Source organism: Flavobacteriales bacterium, assembly GCA_021296215.1.
Taxonomy (GTDB): Bacteria; Bacteroidota; Bacteroidia; order Flavobacteriales; family ECT2AJA-044; genus ECT2AJA-044.
The window spans coordinates 1-17938 of the sequence record JAGWBA010000051.1; the positions used below are offsets into that span (position 1 = coordinate 1).

The window sequence follows — 17938 nt, forward strand, 5'->3', positions numbered from 1 at the left end:
TTTTGTAATCGCTGAGTTTGCTATATTTTACAGGCATTACAGAACAAATCTATCCAATTGTTCCGGTCTTAAGCCTTTTGAATTCTTTATTCGTTCTTACTGAAGGTTGATTGATTGGTTGATTGGTTGATTGGTTGATAAAATAGTTAATGGTTATTGGGAGTAAATGCCCCCCGCTGGCGGGGGTTGGGGCTGAATCCTTGTGAATATTGGCAAGGTTTAGGTGAATTCGCGCCTTGCGCGAGTATATTCCTCCCGAATTCAATGGCCATTTACTCGTTCGAAGAGCAAATGTACTTCGACTTAGCCGAAATTAACTCGCGAAGCAAATCATTGTCCAGTACTGGCGGGGGAGGGGGAGGAATCAAATTCGCTTGGTCGCGAGTTCATCGGGGCTACGCCCCAGTGTAATCCTATCGGAGTCGATAACCATATAATCGCTTAGAGCGAGTTCACTTTGGCGCAGTCAAAATTCACTTTATCTAATAAAATGAACTCTTTCGGCTCATAGCTCACGGCTCACGGCCTATGGCTTGTATCCATTAAACCTTACCTTTGTGCTTCAACACTAAACTATGGGCTTGATCAACGATAAATACTGGGGCGAGGCAGCTGAAAAGCAGCTGAAACGCGATTTCGACACTGCGGAGCCCTGTCGGCATTTGGCCTTGGACGGATTCTTGAACGAGGAACTGGCCGACCAACTCTACGGTAACTTTCCGAGCATGACCGACCTTAAGGTCCGCCGGAAAAGTTTGAATGAAGACAAGGCCGAAGACTACCACTTCGATCGATTTCACCCTGCGTTCAGCGAACTGCGCGAGTTCATCAAGAGCGATGATTTCTGTGCCTATATGAGCCGCATTACCGGCATCGACGAATTGCATACGACCACCGACGCACTGGGCTCAGGCGTTCACCAAGGCACTAACGGAAGTTATGTCGATGTTCACGTAGACGTAAACATGAATCCGGAAAAAGGGCTCTGGCGCAGGATCAACCTGTTGATTTACTTGAACAAGAATTGGAAAGACGAGTACGGTGGTCATCTAGAACTTTGGGACAAGGGCATGAAGGAGATGTACCACAAGTACGCTCCGAGTTTCAACAGAGCTGTGATCTTTGAAACGGACAACAATTCTCCCCATGGCTATGGACGAATTAACGTACCTGAAGGCGAAACACGCAAAAGCTTTTACACCTATTTCTACACCCCCATCCCTGAAAACTTCGTGTATCGCGATTCTCAGTTTCGCTCACGACCCGATGATTCTCCGATCCGCAAGGTCGTGACCAACTTAAAGGAGTTTGCCAAGATTCGGGGTAAGCGGTTGCTGAAGACACTAGGGGTTAAGAGTCTGGACTTCCAGGACAAAAACAAGAAATGAGCAAGGACAAGCCTAAGAAAACGAGCATGGCCGGCTCCTGGAAGAAGGCCAAAAAATTGCTCGTATACTTAAGACCACACCGGGTCGAGTTCGGGATCGGACTCCTCTTTTTGCTGGGGTCGAGTCTAGCTTCACTGGCCTTCCCGAAATACCTCGGAGACCTCGTAGATAGTGCGAGTACGGAATTCGTTGAACGCATCGACGAAGTAGCCCTTGTACTCATAGTTATCTTAGTCGCTCAAGCCGTTCTCAGCTATTTTAGGATCGTCATCTTCGTTCGGGTTACCGAAAAAATGCTCGCGGCCTTGCGCCAGGCTACATACAAGCACCTCATCAAATTACCGATGAGTTTCTTCAGCGAAAAGCGCGTAGGTGAACTCAACTCGCGGATTTCGGCAGACGTCGCATTGCTTCAAGAGACGTTCACCACTACCTTGGCCGAATTCATTCGACAGATGATCATCATTGTTGGAGGTATCACCTTGTTGGCGATCACCAGTATGAAACTCACCTTATTCATGCTGGCTATTTTACCTGCCATCATGGTCATCGCGGTATTCTTTGGCCGATTCATTCGAAAGTTCAGTAAGGACGTCCAAAAACAAGTGGCCGAATCGAATACCATCGTCGAAGAAACCCTTCAAGGAATTCAGAGTGTAAAGGCCTTCGCGAATGAATTCTTTGAGATCGCTCGATATACGGTCAAAACCAATGAAGTCGCAAAAACAGCCATCAAAGGCGGTGTCTACCGCGGAGCTTTTTCAAGCTTTATAATTACAGGACTTTTCGGAGCCATCGTAGCCGTGATATGGAGAGGGTCCGTTCTCGTTCAAGCCGGAGAAATAGCCATTGGCGAGCTTTTCAGCTTCGTCATCTATTCGGTCTTCATCGGTGGGTCGATCGGCGGATTGGCCGACGTATACGCTCGGATTCAAAAGGCAATCGGCGCTACGGAAGAGTTGATGGAGATTTTGGAACACCCCACCGAGGACATCAAAGAGGAACACGAAGACCTTCAATTGAAAGGAGCCGTGGAATTTAAGGGCATCACCCTTGCCTACCCGTCGCGACCCGATATGAAAGTCATCGATGATCTGAGTTTCATTGCCGAACCTGGACAGCAAATCGCCTTAGTTGGAGCCAGCGGCGCGGGTAAATCGACCATTGTTCAGCTGCTGTATCAGTTCTACCATCCCCAGCAAGGCCAAATTCTCTTTGACGGTAAACTCGCTAGTGAATTCGATTTAAGCGATTTACGTCATCAAATGGCATTGGTACCCCAAGATGTACTGCTCTTTGGCGGAACTATTCGCGAAAATATCGAGTACGGAAAACCCGGGGCCAGTGAAGACGAAATTCGACAGGCTGCGCAAATGGCCAATGCCCTAGAATTCATAGAGCGGTTTTCGGACGGATTAGATACCATCGTCGGGGAACGCGGAGTGCAGCTCAGCGGAGGTCAGCGCCAGCGGATCGCCATTGCCCGCGCAGTGCTCAAAGACCCGTGCATCCTCGTCCTCGACGAAGCTACGAGTAGTCTCGATAGCGAATCGGAACGATTGGTTCAAGATGCTCTCGAAAAGCTCATGAAAGGACGTACCTCACTCGTGATCGCACACCGTTTAAGCACCATCCGTAGTGCCAATAATATTCTCGTACTGCAAGAAGGCCGAATTATTGAACAGGGAACGCACACCGAGCTCATGGCCTTGCCCGAATCGCGCTATCGGGAGCTCAATGAACTTCAAGGGTACTTTGCGAACTCCTAAATTAACATGGATGTAACTCTGTTATTTAGGTAATTCTACTAAATTGTGCTTATAAACCATTTAAAGTACGGTATGCACTTCCTACTCTCCTCTCTGCGTCCATGGCTACTGGCCGCAGTCGCGAGCTTGTTATTCATGACCGCGGCTTACGGACAAAAGCAGCCAAACATACTCGTCCTGTGGGGCGGCGACATTGGTCAATCGAACATCAGCGCCTACACTATGGGCATGGTGGGCTACCGAACGCCAAACATCGACAAGATCGCAGACGATGGTGTGATCTTCACCGACTACTATGCCGAACAAAGCTGTACTGCTGGTCGAGCGAGCTTTATTCTGGGTCAAAGTGTTTTCCGCACCGGACTCAGTAAGGTCGGGATACCCGGAGCCAAAGAAGGCATCTCCGAAGAGGACCCGACCATTGCCGAAATGCTGAAACCGCTTGGTTACCGAACCGGTCAATTCGGCAAGAACCACCTCGGCGATCGCGATGAACACTTGCCTACGAATCACGGCTTCGATGAGTTTTTCGGAAACCTCTATCACCTTAATGCCGAAGAGGAACCGGAACTTCCCGATTATCCGGATCTCGAAGAATACCCGAACTTCCGCAAAAATTTCGATCCTCGTGGCGTCATTCACTCGTACGCCGACGGTCGCATTGAAGATACCGGGCCATTGACCAAGAAGCGTATGGAAACCATCGATGACGAATCGTCTGAAGAAGCCATGCGATTCATTCGGGAGGCGGTTGAAGCTGGTGAACCCTTCTTCGTTTGGTGGAACAGAACACGCATGCACTTCCGCACGCACGTCAAAGATGAAATGCGCGGAATCTCTGGTCAAAACGAGTACGGCGATGGTATGGTGGAACATGATATGCACCTGGGTAAATTCTTACAATTACTCGAGGAACTCGATATCGTGGACAACACAATCGTCATGTATAGCACGGACAATGGACCACACAAGAACACATGGCCAGATGCCGGCGTGAATCCATTCCGAGGCGAAAAAAATACCAACTGGGAAGGTGGCTGGCGCGTACCTGCCATGGTGTGCTGGCCTAAGGATATCCCGGCCGGACAAATATCCAACGAAATCGTATCGGGTATGGATTGGGTTCCCACATTAATCGCTGCCGCCGGAAACGATAAAGTAACCGACGAACTTCTCAAGGGAAAAACCGCTAATGGGCGTTCATACAAAATACACCTCGATGGATACAACATCTTGGATCACTTAAAAAATACCCAGGAAGTGGAGTCGCCCCGTAAAGAGCTTTTCTATTTCAGTGACGATAGCGACCTTACTGCTCTTCGTTACAAAGACTGGAAGATCATCTTCATGGAACAACGCGCCAAAGGAACGCTGCAAGTGTGGACCGAACCCTTTACTCCGCTCCGCGTACCCTTGATTTTTAACTTGCGGCGCGACCCCTATGAATTCGCCCAAATTACTTCGAATACTTACTACGACTGGGTTCTCGACCACGTGTTTATGCTGGTTCCAGCGCAGGCCATCGTCGCAGAATTCCTCGGCACCTTCGAAGAGTATCCACCGCGCATGAAGGCCGCCAGCTTCTCGCTCGATAAAGTGATGGAGCAGCTGCAAAGCTCGGGCGGAGCGCGATAAAACACAAAACCCATATACAACAAAAGCCCGAGCGTTAACTCGGGCTTTTTATCGAACTATCATGTACAAGTCTATATCACTCATATTGCTCGTTGCACTCCTTGCTCAGTGCTCCCCGCTCAATAACGACCCCAACGATCAGGGCAGTGAAACCACTAACGTCGAATCTCATGATCCCCTTCCCTCGTGGATTGAAGGCTCCCATCGCGACCGCATCATCAAATTTGTCGAATCCGCCACCGATCCCAACAACCCGGATTTTGTGCCGGTAGCCGAACGCATCGCCACCTTCGACAACGACGGCACGCTCTGGAGCGAACAGCCCATGTACTTCCAGCTCTATTTCGCCATCGACCGAGCTCGCCAAATCGGCTATGAAGATTTGGATGGCGCCCTAGCGGGCGGATTAGAAACGCTGTACCCTCTGCTCAACGCCACACACACCGGTATGACCGCTCCCGAATTTAAAACGATCGTAGAAGCGTGGGTCGATACGGCACGGCACCCCGAATCCGGAAAGCGGTATACCGAAATGGTGTATCAACCCATGCTCGAATTGCTCGACTACCTCCGAGCAAATGAATTCAAGACCTACATCGTGAGCGGGGGCGGACTCCATTTCATGCGCCCCTGGACCGAATCAGTTTATGGCATTCCGGCAGAACAAGTGGTCGGCACACGGCCCGAGGTGGTCTTCGAAAACGATTCCACAGGTCCGGTTATTCGACGAACAGGAGCTCTGGAATTCCTGAATGACAAAGAGGGAAAGGTCGTTTCGATCTATCACATCATTGGCCACACCCCGATCATGTCCGTCGGAAACTCGGACGGTGACCTCGCTATGCTGCAGTACAGCACCACTTCGCCCTATAAATCGCTCCAAGTCTACATTCACCACACCGATAGCCTGCGCGAATGGGCCTATGACCGCGACAGTCATGTCGGAAGCCTCGATGCCGGACTCGATCAGGCTACACGCGACGGATGGCTGGTGGTGGATATGAAAAGCAATTGAAAAACTATTTACCCCGAGTAGCACTTACCATCACGCGGAACCCCACATGCGGCATGCCGGTATCTTCGTATCCGGGCATAAGCGCACTTACGCGGTAACTGCTGCAATACTCTTCGTTACACAAATAACTACCTCCCCGCTGGCTGCGCTTGCTCCCATAGGGATCGCGCGGATCGTATAATCTATTCGGACCCTGCGGGTCGATGAGGGTGTCGCTCTTATGTTTCAAGTATTCGTTGGCACTGTACCAATCGGAGCACCACTCCCATACATTTCCGGACATATCGTACAATCCGTAAGGGTTTGGCGAAAAACTGCCCACCGGCGCCGTAGAGGCAAATCCGTCTTCGGCACGATTTTCATATGGAAATCCGCCTTACCAGGCATTGGCCTTCGGTTCGCCGGATGCTACGTACTCCGTTCCCCGGGCGTAAATAGCCTCTTGACGACCCGCACGTGCCGCACACTCCCACTCCGCCTCGGTCGGCAAGCGCACTCCGACCCAATCGCAATAAGCCACTGCATCGAACCAACACACCTGTACCACGGGATGATCATCGAAGCCGTCGATGGAGCTTTCGGGCCCGCGCGGATGACGCCAATCGGCCCCCGTTTGCCAGGCCCACCACTAGGTGTAGTCGTTGAGGTCGACTTCGTGGTCGTGCGGATCAAAGACGAGGAATCCGGCAGCGAGCAAACTATCGGCCGGCTTTGGCGTTCCGGGCGGAACCTGCGTTTTGAGTTGCTCCCAATCGACATCGCGCTCGGCAATGGTGACGTAGCCAGTCGCTTCTACAAAAGCGCGAAACTCGGCATTGGTGACTTCGTGTTTGGCTATCCTAAAGGGGTTAACGCGAACCCAATGCGACGGATACTCATCGGCCCTGCCTTTGTTGTCGGAGGCTCCCATACGAAAGAGCTGACCTGGAATGTAGACCATGTCGGACGTATCGATGACCCCGGACGAGCCGGATATATCGCGCTCCGTGGATACCATACCGGAACGCGGACTTTGAGCCGTTGAATCGCACCCGACACAACTCTTGTCGGATCCAACTTGATCAGACGGGCCGGCAGAGCAGCACATCCAGCCGTAGGCTGAAAAAAAGATTAAAATGAAAACGGCCGATCTTTTTACCATAGGTACGATATTCCAAACATGAAACTGAAGCTGTCGTAGGCTTCGAAGCGATAGTCGTATTCGAGGGCGCCGGAGACTTCGAATTGCTCTAGAAAGTCGTATCCCCATTCGATTCCGGCCCGCGCCAAGGCAAAGTTTTCGTGCTATTCGATCTCGTATCCGCCACCGACCAGAATAGTGCCGTGCTCCAAAACTCTATGTCCGACCATGAGCGCCGGGGCGATCGGATAAGAGCGATCGAGTTGCGCTTCTTTGGATCCACGCTCCACCTCGAAACTCTGAACGGTGATGTCGGTGTGTAAACCAATGACCCATTTTTCGTGCAGGTGATAATTATAACCGATCGACCAAACGGGGAGTGCCACGCCTCTTCCCTGACCTTCTGCCAAGTTCAAAGCCTTGGGAATAAACACATGACCCAGCATGATCATCACCCGGTTTTTCTCCGGGTATATAGGGAGGATTTCAATCTGCTCTTGCTCGGATTGTCCGACCCATAAAATCGGAAGCAAAAGGAGAAAAACAATTAGTTTTTTCATGGGTATGTAATCAAATTCAGGCGGCTGCTGAAGGTCATTTTTTAGTCTCGCAAAGGTGATTAAATTTACTCAAAACCACTTGCCATGAAAGACAAGGTGCAACAAAACGGCCCCAACTCAGCCGTTTATGGATTGAGCTTCGTAGAGGCCGTGATCTATTACATTCCCGCTGCGACCGGATTCCGGTCCGGTGTGGTCGGATTTTTAAAAGCCATCGTTTGGCCTGCGTTCTTGGTGTTTGAGGCCCTAAGGGCCATACACGGTTGAATCGGATGTCGCTTATTGCGACATCATGACACGCTTGGCTTCCAGCTCGAGGTTGCGGTAAGGTTCGCTTTCGACCGTGACCCCAACGAACTGTATTTTTCCGCCTTCGAACTCACTCGGAGTCGGGTAGTACTCGCTAACCGCATCACCACTATCGTACCCGACGCAAAGGCCATCGCCCGATAATGTGAATTTCGCCGGCTGAGTCTTCATAGGACCTTCGGCCACGACCTCATCATCGATGTAGAGCTTCATGTAGCCATAATGCTCGCCGTACTCCCCGGTGGAATCGCGCTTGAATTCCATTCCGACCGTGAATTCACCAGCTCCGATCACCCGGTCCGACACGAAGTGCTGTTCGGGTTTGATGCCGAGGAAGTTGTACGTGTAGTGCAACTTACCGTCTTTGATAAAGAGGGCATGTCCACCGAAGCGCGAGCCGTGGGCAAAAATAACTCCGGAGGCATCCGACTCGAGCTCTACGTTGGAAAGAATCTTGTAGTCGCGTCCGCGAACGTTTACGGCGACCGCTTCGGGCACCGCTGAGGTATTTAGATAGTAAATGTATCGTTCGCGTGGTGGCTCTTGTGCCGGACGCTCCGTGGTGAGCAGCTCAGCAGCGGAGCGATCGTCCAACGGCAATACTTTATTCTTTTTGGCTTCATCGAACCAGAGATCAATGAGTTCTTGAAGTTTCTCTGGATTCTCCTCGGCGAGGTTGTTTGACTCCGAGCGGTCCACATCCACATGATAGAGCTCCCATTCATCTTCGTCAAAGTTTCCTTTTCCGGTCAGAGGAGCATGCACGGCAACGGCTTCCCAGCCGTTGTGCCATATACCGCGCATTCCCAACATAGTGTAGTACTGGGTTTCTTTTTGGGTTGGAGCCTCGGGTTCCGCATCAAAAGTATAGGCCATGGAGACTCCTGAAAGGGGGGGTGCTCAACGCCATTAAAAACCTCTGGCATATCGATACCGCAAACTTCGAGGAGGGTCGGTACAGTGTCTACACTGTGGTGATACTGGTGGCGAATTTCGCCCCGTGCCTTGATTCCGGCCAGCCAAGAAATCACGAGCGGATCATTGGTTCCGCCCGCGTAATTAGAATAGCGCTTGAACATCTTGAAAGGTGCGCTGAAAGCAGAAGCCCGGCCAGTCGGAAAGTGGTTGTAGGTCTCGGGGCCGCCCAGCACTTCCATATACTTGAGGTTCTCGCTTAATTCATCCGGATATCCGTTGAAGAACTTGTTCTCATTCACAGAACCGTTTGGTGACCCTTCACCGGAGGCGCCGTTATCAGCCGCATAAATGACAATGGTATTTTCGAGTTGATTCGTTTCTTCGAGGTAGTCGATCACACGACCGATCTGAACATCGGTGTACTCCGAAAACCCAGCGTAAACCTCGGCCATACGCGAAAAGAGCTTTTTCTCGTCGTCGTTGAGTGATTCCCACGGGCGAACGTAATCGGCCGGATTAGCCATGTCTTCAGGCATCGGGTTCATTTCGGTATTCACCGAACCCTCGGGCAATATGCCGCGTTCGATCATGCGCTCGACTACCCAATCGCGGTAGGCATCGTAACCGTCGTCGAACATACCCTCGTACTTGGCGATACATTCTTCAGGTGCGTGATGGGGCGCGTGATTCGCTCCGGGGCAAAACCACATGTACCATGGCTTTGATGGGTTGGTCGATTTTTGATCGCGCAACATTTGGATCGCCTGATCGGCCGGGTTCTTACTCAAGTGGTACCCTTCTTCCGGGCCGTAAGGGGGCTCTATGAAGCTATTGTCGCGAACGAAATCCGGATACCAGTTATTGGTTTCTCCTCCGATGAAGCCATAAAAACGATCGAATCCGATCGAAGTGGGCCAACTGGCTCTGCTTCCTCCGGGGGCCACGTCCGTTTCAGGAACGTTGTGGTTTTTACCCGGCCAAAAAGTACTGTATCCATTTTCGCGAATGATCTCTGCAAAGGCTGCGCAGTCATCGGGCACATTCCCGTTAGACCCCGGATAACCGTCGGCTGTTTCCGTAATGGCGGCCATACCGTTGAGGTGGTGGTTGCGACCCGTTAAAATGGTTGAACGCGTGGGAGAGCAAAGTGCCGTAGTATGCCACTGCGTTTAGGTGAGCCCGTTTGCGGCCAATCGATCGAGCGTGGGCATATTGATTCGCCCACCGTAGGGCGACCAAGCTCCCAACCCGGTATCGTCGTACAAAACGAACAGAATATTGGGCGAGCCTTCGGGTGCCCGCTTTGGCGTGTAAGCACTCCAATCGGATTCAGAATCGCGTATGTCGAGGGCGATTTTTCCGTTGAAATCATCGTCGGACTTTGCCGAAGTTTCGGAATCGTCAGCAGGTGTGGTACACCCACTAAATGTTGCGGTGAGGAGAATGAGAGCGGCGGTAAGCACGGAAAGTGGTTGGCGCCAAAAGGAGGAGGTTAACATGTACCCATGAGTTAGTCAGGAGATGACAATGTAGAATAATCTCCAAAAACTCGAGGCCGTTTACTTTAATTTAATGCCCTACGGGCAGATGAACAACTTGCTTGGTTTCAAAGAACTCCTCGGAAAAAAAGGAGCTCAAGGGCGTTAGCGTGGCCTTTGGAAAAGGAGCCAGCTCTTCGCTAAGGTCGCCGCCTTTGAGGTAGAGAATGCCGTTGGCTAGTTGGTGTTTGCTTTCGGCCAGAATCTTTTTCCGCACCCACGGCACAAAGGCATCCATGCGGGTTACGGCTCTGCTCACCACAAAATCGAATTTATCCTTGACCTTTTCGGCCCGTTGATGCACGGCGGTCACGTTCGCAAGCTCGAACTCATCGGCGATCGCATTCACTACCTTGATCTTTTTACCGATCGAGTCGACCAATCGAAACTCGGTATCGGGGAACATAATGGCCAGTGGAATTCCCGGGAAGCCCCCACCCGTGCCTACGTCGAGCACCTTAGCTCCGGGGTTGAATTTTAGCACTTTGGCGATTCCCAGCGAATGCAGCACGTGGCGTTCGTAAAAGTGCTCGGTATCCTTGCGCGAGATCACGTTGATCTGGGCGTTCCACTCTAGGTAAAGAGCCAAAAGCTGGCCGATCTTTGAGTGCTGATCGCTATCGACTTCCGGGAAATAATGAAAAATGCGTTCGGCTTTCACAAAGACGAAGATCGAAATATACTCTCAAGGAGTCCACGTGCGCGCGACAATTTCGCCTTCAGGCTGCCCAGAGGCATATCGAGTTCAGTGCTGATCTCTTCGTAAGACCGCTCTTGCAGGTAGCGCATCTCAACGAGTTGGCGATAATGCGGTTTCAGCTGATTTATCACTTCGCGCACAGCGCTGTGACGCTGTTTTCTTATCAATTCCTCTTCAGGGGATAATCCGGCCGCAGGCCGCCCCAATAAAACCCACCGCAAAGTATCGCCTATGCGTTCGTCGTCGAACCTGACCACCACTCCTTTTTGGGCGCGGTGCAGATCGGTGAGACTATTTTGACCGATGCGAAACAGCCAAGTCGAAAAAGCGTGTTGATCGTCGTAACTCGAAAGGCCTTGTAATGCTTTGGTAAAGGCCATAATGGTAGCATCTTCGGCGTCTTCCGGGCACTGGGTTCGGCTTTGCAGGTGGCGGTAAAGAGGCTCCCAGAATCGTTGCACCAAGTGTGCTTTGGCTTGTTCGTCGCCCGACCGGGCCAGGGCGATGAGTTCGTTCTCGTTTTCGTGGGAATCAGGTTGGTGCATTCCAGTTTTTTCGCGGGCGAAGGGACCCGAGGCCCCAAAGAAACATAAATCCGAGCAGAATCGGCGTAAGGTACCAACGTTTCCAGAGCAGGCTTGTTTTGCCAATGGCCTTATAAAATGGATAGCGGAGCAGGGTGCTCATGATGGCGTAGGCCAACGACAACATCAGCGACAGCAACACATACGGACTATAAAAGCAGCCGCCGAGGAGACCGATCCAGAAGCTCACTTGGGCCCCGTGAAAGAGGGCAAGGTAGATCAGGGAGCGCGGGTCGTACCGGCGGCCTGTTTCGGCGTGACGCATTTTTTGGCGGAGCCATTCGGCCCGGGTTTCGGGCGCAATGCTCACGGAATGCGATTGAATGCGCCAGCGAAGCGAAACGTCGGAAAGGTTACGCCGCTGTAGCAACAGATCGTCGTCGCCGCTCAGGACATCGGCATCGGCCCGCAAGTCGTCGGCCATGGTGCTCCACCGTCGGTAGGCCCAGTTGCGTCCCACGGCCATGTAAGGTTTGGCCCTACGGGCCGATGAAAGGTACAGCATCGCCGTTTGGGCCGTTTCGGTTTGAATAAGATCGCTGAGCAGGCCGGGCCTCTTTTCGTAATCGCCATAACCCAACACCGCCGGGGTGCCGCCCGTGAGCGGGCGGATGAGTTCGCGGATCCACTGGTTGGTCCGGGGTACGCAATCGGCATCGATGGATAAAATGAGATCGTGCTGCACCTGTTCCCATCCGGCCAATACAGCCCCTTTTTTTCCGGGAAGCTCTTTGTCCTTCAGGACGACGATGGTCAATGTGAAATTATAGGGCAAACGAGGATCGAAATTCGGACCGAGCGAATCGCCGTCGTCGACCACCACCCACTGCACTTCGGCCCCGTACGACTGAGTGGCTAATCGCGCCGCGAGGCGCCGCAAACCTTCTTCATTGTCCTTCACACAAGTGAGGATGCTCACCTGCGGCCACGACTGGGGCTCGTGAACGAGGGGCTCGCTTTGCAGCGTCGCGAAGAAGAGGAAATCGTAGGTCCCTAGTATGATGATCGATATGGTGAGGAGGGGGAGCAACGAAGTTCTTAATTCTTAGTTATTAGTTGGGTAACTCGGTTTTAAAGCCCAGTCGGAAAGTTAGAAGTTCTGGACCAATTGAAATTACCTGAACCGCGAGATATTCGTATTAACCCAGCTATTGACATTGCGGAGCCGTTTGGTAAACTAAGAACTCAAAACTAAGAACTAAGAACTCACATTAAGTACCTTTGCCCCCATGCAGTTTACGCTTGAAGCTACGGATCCGGCCTCAAAGGCGCGGGCCGGGAAAATGACACTGGCGCACGGCGAGGTAGAGACGCCGATCTTTATGCCGGTGGGCACGGCCGGAACGGTCAAAGGGGTGCATCAGCACGAATTGGCAGAGGATATCGAGGCCCAGATCATTCTGGGCAATACCTACCATTTGTATTTGCGTCCCGGATTGGAGGTGTTGGAAGCCGCGGGCGGACTCCACAAGTTCATCGGATGGGACAAGCCTATTTTGACGGATAGCGGTGGCTATCAAGTTTATTCGCTGCCCGATACCCGCAAGATCAAGGAAGAAGGCGTTCATTTTAAGAGCCACATCGATGGCCGAAAACTTTTTTTTAGTCCAGAGGTCGCTGTAGACGTGCAGAGGACCATTGGGGCCGATATCATCATGGCATTCGACGAGTGTACGCCCTACCCTTGCGACTACGACTACGCCAAGCGCAGCATGCACATGACCCACCGCTGGCTCAAACGCTGTTGCGAGCACTTTGATGCAGGAGAGGGAAAGTACGGGTACGAGCAAACGCTGTTTCCGATCGTGCAAGGTAGCGTGTATCCCGATCTGCGGAAGCAGAGTGCCGAATTCATCGCCTCGATGGACCGCGAGGCCAATGCCATTGGCGGACTCAGCGTCGGAGAGCCGAAAGAAGACATGTACGGGATGACAGATGCCGTTACGGATATTCTTCCGGCCGATAGGCCGCGCTACTTAATGGGCGTAGGTACACCGGCCAATATTCTGGAAAGCATCGGACTCGGGATCGATATGTTCGACTGTGTGATGCCCACCCGCAATGCTCGCAACGGGCAGATCTTCACTTCGGAGGGGATCATTAATCTGCGCAACAAAAAGTGGGCGAATGATTTTAGTCCGCTCGATCCGAACGGTACCAGCTACGTGGATCAGGCGTATAGCAAAGCTTATATGCGCCACCTCATACACAGTAACGAGTACTTGGGCAAGCAAATCGCGAGTATCCACAATTTAGCCTTCTATTTGTGGTTGGTAAAGGAGGCCCGTAAGCACATTTTGGCCGGCGATTTCCGATCTTGGAAAGATCAAATGGTGCCGAAACTCGAAAACTGTCTGTAATTGAAACTGCTCGATCGCTACATCGTGTTCCGCTTTCTGGGAACCTTTTTCTTCGTGATCTCGATGATCCTGCTCATCGCGATAGTGTTCGATGTGAGTGAAAAGGTCGACAATTTCGTGAAGCACGACATTCCGTTGAGGGTGATCTTTTTCGACTACTATATGAACTTCGCCTTTTACTACGGCAACCTATTTTCAGCGCTCATCATTTTTGTTGCGGTGATCATTTTCACGAGTCGACTCGCACAAAATACCGAGATAGTCGCCATCCTGGCGGGTGGCATAAGCTTTAACCGCCTGCTTCGCCCCTACATCATTGCCGCTACGGTACTGGTTGTTATAAGTTTGTATCTGAACAATTTCTTTATTCCGCACGCGAATGAAGCGCGGCTCGATTTTGAGTGGACATACGTCAATGGAACGAGTAGCAACCGTTATCGGAATTTGCACCGCAAAATCGGTCCCGACACTTATATTTACCTCGAGAGTTTCAACACCGCCAAAAAAGCGGGGTACCACTTTTCGCTGGAGCAATTCAGCAACGACAGTCTGCGGTATAAGCTGTTGGCGGATTTTCTGCGGTGGGATTCTACCGAAAACATTTGGCGGCTCGAAAACTACTACGCACGCCGGATCAATGGATGGGAAGAGACGCTGGAGCGCGGAAACCGGAAGGATACGGTACTCAATTTCGGTCCCGATGACCTGGTGACCAAGTTGTACACCATCGAAACCATGGACTACAACGAACTTAACAAATTCATCACCGAAGAAGAGTTTCGTGGCTCCGAAAACCTCGTCTACTACTATGTAGAGCGAAACCGTCGGTTCTCGCTACCGATCGCGACCTATGTATTGACGCTCATCGGCGTAAGTATTAGTTACCGAAAGCGGCGGGGCGGATTGGGAATGAATATTGCCTTGGGGTTCGCGGCTATTTTCGTTTACATCTTCTTTATGCAGGTGAGCACCACATTTGCTACGAACGGAAACCTTTCGCCGGCGCTGGCCGTTTGGATTCCCAACATTACCTTCGGTATTCTAGCCCTATACCTTTACCGCCGTGCACTCGAATGAGATAAAAGGTCAGTTGCAACTCCACTTCGTCGTATTCGTGTGGGGTTTTACCGCCATCCTCGGCGAACTGATCACCTTGCCCGCCACACAACTCGTTTGGCACCGCATGCTCATCGCGGCCATTAGCCTGTATATCTGGACCCGCATCCGCAAGATCGACTTAACCGTTGGCTGGAAACCCGCCCTTCAAATGATCGGCACCGGTGCCATAACGGCTGCGCACTGGATCACCTTTTTCCACGCCGTCAAGATCTCAAACGTGAGCATCACTCTGGCGTGCTTGAGCTCCAGCGCACTGTTCACGAGTTTTCTGGAACCCCTGATATTCAGACGGCGCATCCAATTCAGCGAGATCTTTTTCGGACTCCTCACCATAGCCGGGATCTCCGTCATTTTTGAGGTGACCACCGGATACGAATGGGGCATCGTTACGGCGCTTATCTCCGCCTTTTTGGCCGCGGCCTTTGCCGTGCTCAACGGCGTGTTCACCAAGAGGCATCGGCCAACCGTTATCACCACCTACGAAATGATCGGCGGCGTGCTTGCGATCTCTGTTTATCTCGCCCTCTCGGGCCGATTCACACCTCAGATGTTCGATCCACCCGCTATGGATTGGGTTTGGCTCCTCGTGCTCGGTACGGTATGTACGGCGTACGCGTTCATCGTATCGGTACAGGTGATGAAATACCTGAATCCTTATACCGTGGTGCTCACCATCAACATGGAACCCGTTTATGGAATTATCTTGGCCTTCCTCATTTTTGGCGATGCCGAACGGATGAATTTGAGCTTTTATTTAGGTACATTGTTGATCATGGCTGCTGTTTTTGGGAACGGACTACTCAGACGTTTTCTCAGGCGTCGGGTAAATACCAACATCAAATGAACAGAATCTTTCTGGCTTCCGCACTAACCGCTCTTATTCTTTCGGGATGCAACGAGTCACAAGACCCCAAACAACTCTTACGCGATTCAAGAGCGGCCTTAGAAAGAGTAGATTCGGGCTATTTCGCCATGGATTTTAGCTGGAAACCATTAACGGACACCGATACGGTAGGCAGAAAAGTAACTATGTTCTTCAAACATATTGAAGAAGACACCATATATGGATTTTACTTTCGAAGCGAATCGATTTTTAGTGACACAACTACGGTATCTCACGTGTACAACGGCGACAGTAAAGTATACTACAGAGAAAGAGACAGCATAGGTATTCGGACAACCGTTGACGAGTGGGCTGAATTGCTCGACATGAATTCGGGTAACCCAGAGCGGTTTTCCCCTTTCACCGAAAAGAGTCGATCACCTTACCCGGAATACGAATCGCTTGATACAAATTATGAACTTACCTACACTTATTTGGGAGAATCATTGGTGAACGGGCAATCTGTTCACGGCGTACAAGTAAGCAGAACCTACGATTACGACTCAACGGAGTTCATGCCTCCTATTTATCGAGAGTTCGCCATTTGGATAGACAAAGAATCGTTACTACCTATAAAGTACACCGATCGCTACGACCTTAAAATGGGAGCTGATACGGCCATTCAATACCAAAGTTTTGAATTGGTTGAGTATGATTTAAACGTAACTGAGTTAAATAAAAAGTGGCAGCCAACTTCTATTCCGAACTACATCCGTATTTCACCTTACACCGGAGGGAGCGAACGACCGGATCCATTGGACACAGGATCTGTCGCCCCACTTTGGGCTGGAAGTTTGATTCATGGAGACTCCCTCAGGCTATCGGACATACAGGCTAAGGTCATTTTGATTGATTTCTTCTACAAGAGTTGTTATCCATGTCTATTGGCCATAACTGACCTCCAATATTTGCATGAAGAATACGGAAATAAAGGTTTAGCAGTAATTGGATTTGATGGCTTTGACGAACTCGAAGAAGATCGGATGGTTGAATTCGTCAAATCACAAGGAATGACCTACCCTGTGGTTTTGGGCGAGAGAGGGGTTCCGTAGGAATATCAAGTCAGCGGTTATCCGACCATGTTCTTGATCGACTCAAATGGAGTTATAATCGATAATCATGTCGGATGGGGCGATGAAGCCCTAGCAGACCTTGAGGAGCGCATTCGCGGGCATCTTGGGTTGTGAAAATCCGGGAGGTATTTTATGGTCTATGAACACAGAATTAAGAACTAATTAATGGTTCACGGTTCATGTCCTAACTAAAAACGCAACACTTAGAACAAAGAACTCCAATGCGTCACATTGCAGGAACACTCATCTTAACGGCTCTGGTAATCGGCTGGATTGTCTATGCCAAGCAATGGTCTTGGGGAATGAGTCCGATCATGGCCGGAATAGCACTTTTAATGGGTCTGGGCATCTCAGGTGCATTACTTCTAATTCCTTCCATGCGAAAGTTCAAGTTCGTCTCTGTAGCACTGATGGTGAACGTGCTCATTTTTACCTCTATGTTTACCGGTGTTTATGTGGCCCAATGGAAACCTACCGCTACTATCCGGATCGATGAGGACTTTGAGGGCACCGTATATTTGATTCCGGCCGTTGAGGCCGCAACTCAATTCGCCCCGGACGAAAACGTTATCATTTACTGGAATACTGAGCGAGAGAGTGATGTGCGGGTTCTGCATAGAAGCAAGGATATCTCCAATGTGCTAAATGAAGCCGGGTCGAGTACCTTGAATTGGTATAGGTCCGACAGTACCTTATGGCGTTCACTACACATTTCTTGCCTTGAGATCGTTCCGGGTCGTCAGTGCCCACAGGCACCGTGGAACAATCGTCATCCTCAGTGTTTGGATCGTGAGGATTACGATACTTGGGTCATGGAAGGAATCATCGATGTAGAGAAGGTCGAATTCTTTGAGTTGAATTGATTGGTTGATTGGAACCCCGGTGAATAATAGTCACATAAATCCCTGCGGACATTAGACCAACCGAACATGGTTCCATTCCACCTTGTTTGAGCATTTATTGTAGC

18 protein-coding genes and 2 pseudogenes are annotated in these 17938 nt (G+C 50.9%); 10 read left to right on the forward strand and 10 right to left on the reverse strand.

What is annotated here, in order from left to right:
* Positions 1-575: 575 nt before the first annotated feature.
* From J4F31_08760 to J4F31_08775, 4 genes are all read left to right on the forward strand, one after another.
* Positions 576-1388, forward strand: coding sequence for a 2OG-Fe(II) oxygenase (locus J4F31_08760; GenBank protein ID MCE2496649.1), 813 nt, complete (start codon positions 576-578; stop codon positions 1386-1388).
* On the forward strand, positions 1385-3157 hold the full coding sequence (locus J4F31_08765) for an ATP-binding cassette domain-containing protein (protein MCE2496650.1): 1773 nt from the start codon (positions 1385-1387) through the stop codon (positions 3155-3157). Before J4F31_08760 ends, J4F31_08765 begins: the two co-directional genes overlap by 4 nt.
* A 135-nt stretch (positions 3158-3292) precedes the next feature.
* The gene (locus tag J4F31_08770) at positions 3293-4792 is read left to right on the forward strand and encodes an arylsulfatase (protein ID MCE2496651.1); all 1500 of its coding nucleotides are present in this window, start codon (positions 3293-3295) and stop codon (positions 4790-4792) included.
* Positions 4793-4853: 61 nt separating this feature from the next.
* Positions 4854-5807, forward strand: a complete 954-nt coding sequence (locus J4F31_08775; protein ID MCE2496652.1) for a haloacid dehalogenase-like hydrolase — start codon at positions 4854-4856, stop codon at positions 5805-5807.
* Positions 5808-5811: 4 nt separating this feature from the next.
* On the opposite strand, the pseudogene J4F31_08780 reads toward J4F31_08775, so the two are convergent.
* The 4 genes and pseudogenes from J4F31_08780 to J4F31_08795 all read right to left on the reverse strand — a co-directional run bounded on the left by J4F31_08780 (position 5812) and on the right by J4F31_08795 (position 7487).
* A pseudogene (locus J4F31_08780) lies at positions 5812-6177 on the reverse strand (SUMF1/EgtB/PvdO family nonheme iron enzyme).
* Positions 6178-6183: 6 nt separating this feature from the next.
* Positions 6184-6432, reverse strand: a pseudogene (locus tag J4F31_08785) (SUMF1/EgtB/PvdO family nonheme iron enzyme).
* A 3-nt stretch (positions 6433-6435) separates the two neighbouring features.
* Complete coding sequence (locus J4F31_08790) at positions 6436-6948, reverse strand: SUMF1/EgtB/PvdO family nonheme iron enzyme (GenBank protein MCE2496653.1); 513 nt, start codon at positions 6946-6948, stop codon at positions 6436-6438.
* 143 nt (positions 6949-7091) lie between these two features.
* Entirely contained in the window at positions 7092-7487 is a 396-nt protein-coding gene (locus J4F31_08795) for a hypothetical protein (GenBank protein MCE2496654.1), read from the reverse strand.
* Between the two features lie 84 nt (positions 7488-7571).
* Between J4F31_08795 and J4F31_08800 the strand changes: the two genes are divergently transcribed.
* On the forward strand, positions 7572-7754 hold the full coding sequence (locus J4F31_08800) for a hypothetical protein (protein MCE2496655.1): 183 nt from the start codon (positions 7572-7574) through the stop codon (positions 7752-7754).
* Positions 7755-7766: 12 nt separating this feature from the next.
* Here the strand turns inward: J4F31_08800 and J4F31_08805 are convergent, their stop codons facing one another.
* The 6 genes from J4F31_08805 to J4F31_08830 form a co-directional block, all read right to left on the reverse strand.
* On the reverse strand, positions 7767-8600 hold the full coding sequence (locus J4F31_08805; GenBank protein MCE2496656.1) for a hypothetical protein: 834 nt from the start codon (positions 8598-8600) through the stop codon (positions 7767-7769).
* Positions 8546-9838: a sulfatase-like hydrolase/transferase gene (locus J4F31_08810; GenBank protein MCE2496657.1), complete on the reverse strand. Its 1293-nt coding sequence runs from the start codon at positions 9836-9838 to the stop codon at positions 8546-8548. Before J4F31_08810 ends, J4F31_08805 begins: the two co-directional genes overlap by 55 nt.
* Positions 9839-9883: 45 nt before the next feature.
* Positions 9884-10213, reverse strand: a complete 330-nt coding sequence (locus J4F31_08815; GenBank protein ID MCE2496658.1) for a hypothetical protein — start codon at positions 10211-10213, stop codon at positions 9884-9886.
* 70 nt (positions 10214-10283) lie between these two features.
* On the reverse strand, positions 10284-10898 hold the full coding sequence (gene rsmG, locus J4F31_08820; protein ID MCE2496659.1) for a 16S rRNA (guanine(527)-N(7))-methyltransferase RsmG: 615 nt from the start codon (positions 10896-10898) through the stop codon (positions 10284-10286).
* A gap of 11 nt (positions 10899-10909) precedes the next feature.
* A complete protein-coding gene (locus J4F31_08825; GenBank protein MCE2496660.1) occupies positions 10910-11497 on the reverse strand; it encodes a sigma-70 family RNA polymerase sigma factor in 588 nt (195 codons plus the stop codon).
* Positions 11484-12566 (reverse strand): glycosyltransferase, encoded by a 1083-nt coding sequence (locus J4F31_08830; GenBank protein MCE2496661.1) that lies wholly within the window; start codon positions 12564-12566, stop codon positions 11484-11486. The genes J4F31_08825 and J4F31_08830 overlap by 14 nt, the downstream gene beginning before the upstream one ends.
* Before the next feature lie 199 nt (positions 12567-12765).
* Between J4F31_08830 and tgt the strand changes: the two genes are divergently transcribed.
* The 5 genes from tgt (at position 12766) to J4F31_08855 (ending at position 17834) form a co-directional block, all read left to right on the forward strand.
* Positions 12766-13896: a tRNA guanosine(34) transglycosylase Tgt gene (gene tgt / locus J4F31_08835; GenBank protein ID MCE2496662.1), complete on the forward strand. Its 1131-nt coding sequence runs from the start codon at positions 12766-12768 to the stop codon at positions 13894-13896.
* The gene (locus tag J4F31_08840) at positions 13897-14973 is read left to right on the forward strand and encodes an LptF/LptG family permease (GenBank protein ID MCE2496663.1); all 1077 of its coding nucleotides are present in this window, start codon (positions 13897-13899) and stop codon (positions 14971-14973) included. It abuts the gene before it with no gap.
* Entirely contained in the window at positions 14960-15859 is a 900-nt protein-coding gene (locus tag J4F31_08845; GenBank protein ID MCE2496664.1) for an EamA family transporter, read from the forward strand. The genes J4F31_08840 and J4F31_08845 overlap by 14 nt, the downstream gene beginning before the upstream one ends.
* The gene (locus tag J4F31_08850) at positions 15856-16950 is read left to right on the forward strand and encodes a TlpA family protein disulfide reductase (GenBank protein MCE2496665.1); all 1095 of its coding nucleotides are present in this window, start codon (positions 15856-15858) and stop codon (positions 16948-16950) included. Before J4F31_08845 ends, J4F31_08850 begins: the two co-directional genes overlap by 4 nt.
* Before the next feature lie 242 nt (positions 16951-17192).
* Entirely contained in the window at positions 17193-17834 is a 642-nt protein-coding gene (locus tag J4F31_08855) for a hypothetical protein (protein MCE2496666.1), read from the forward strand.
* Positions 17835-17938: the final 104 nt, after the last annotated feature.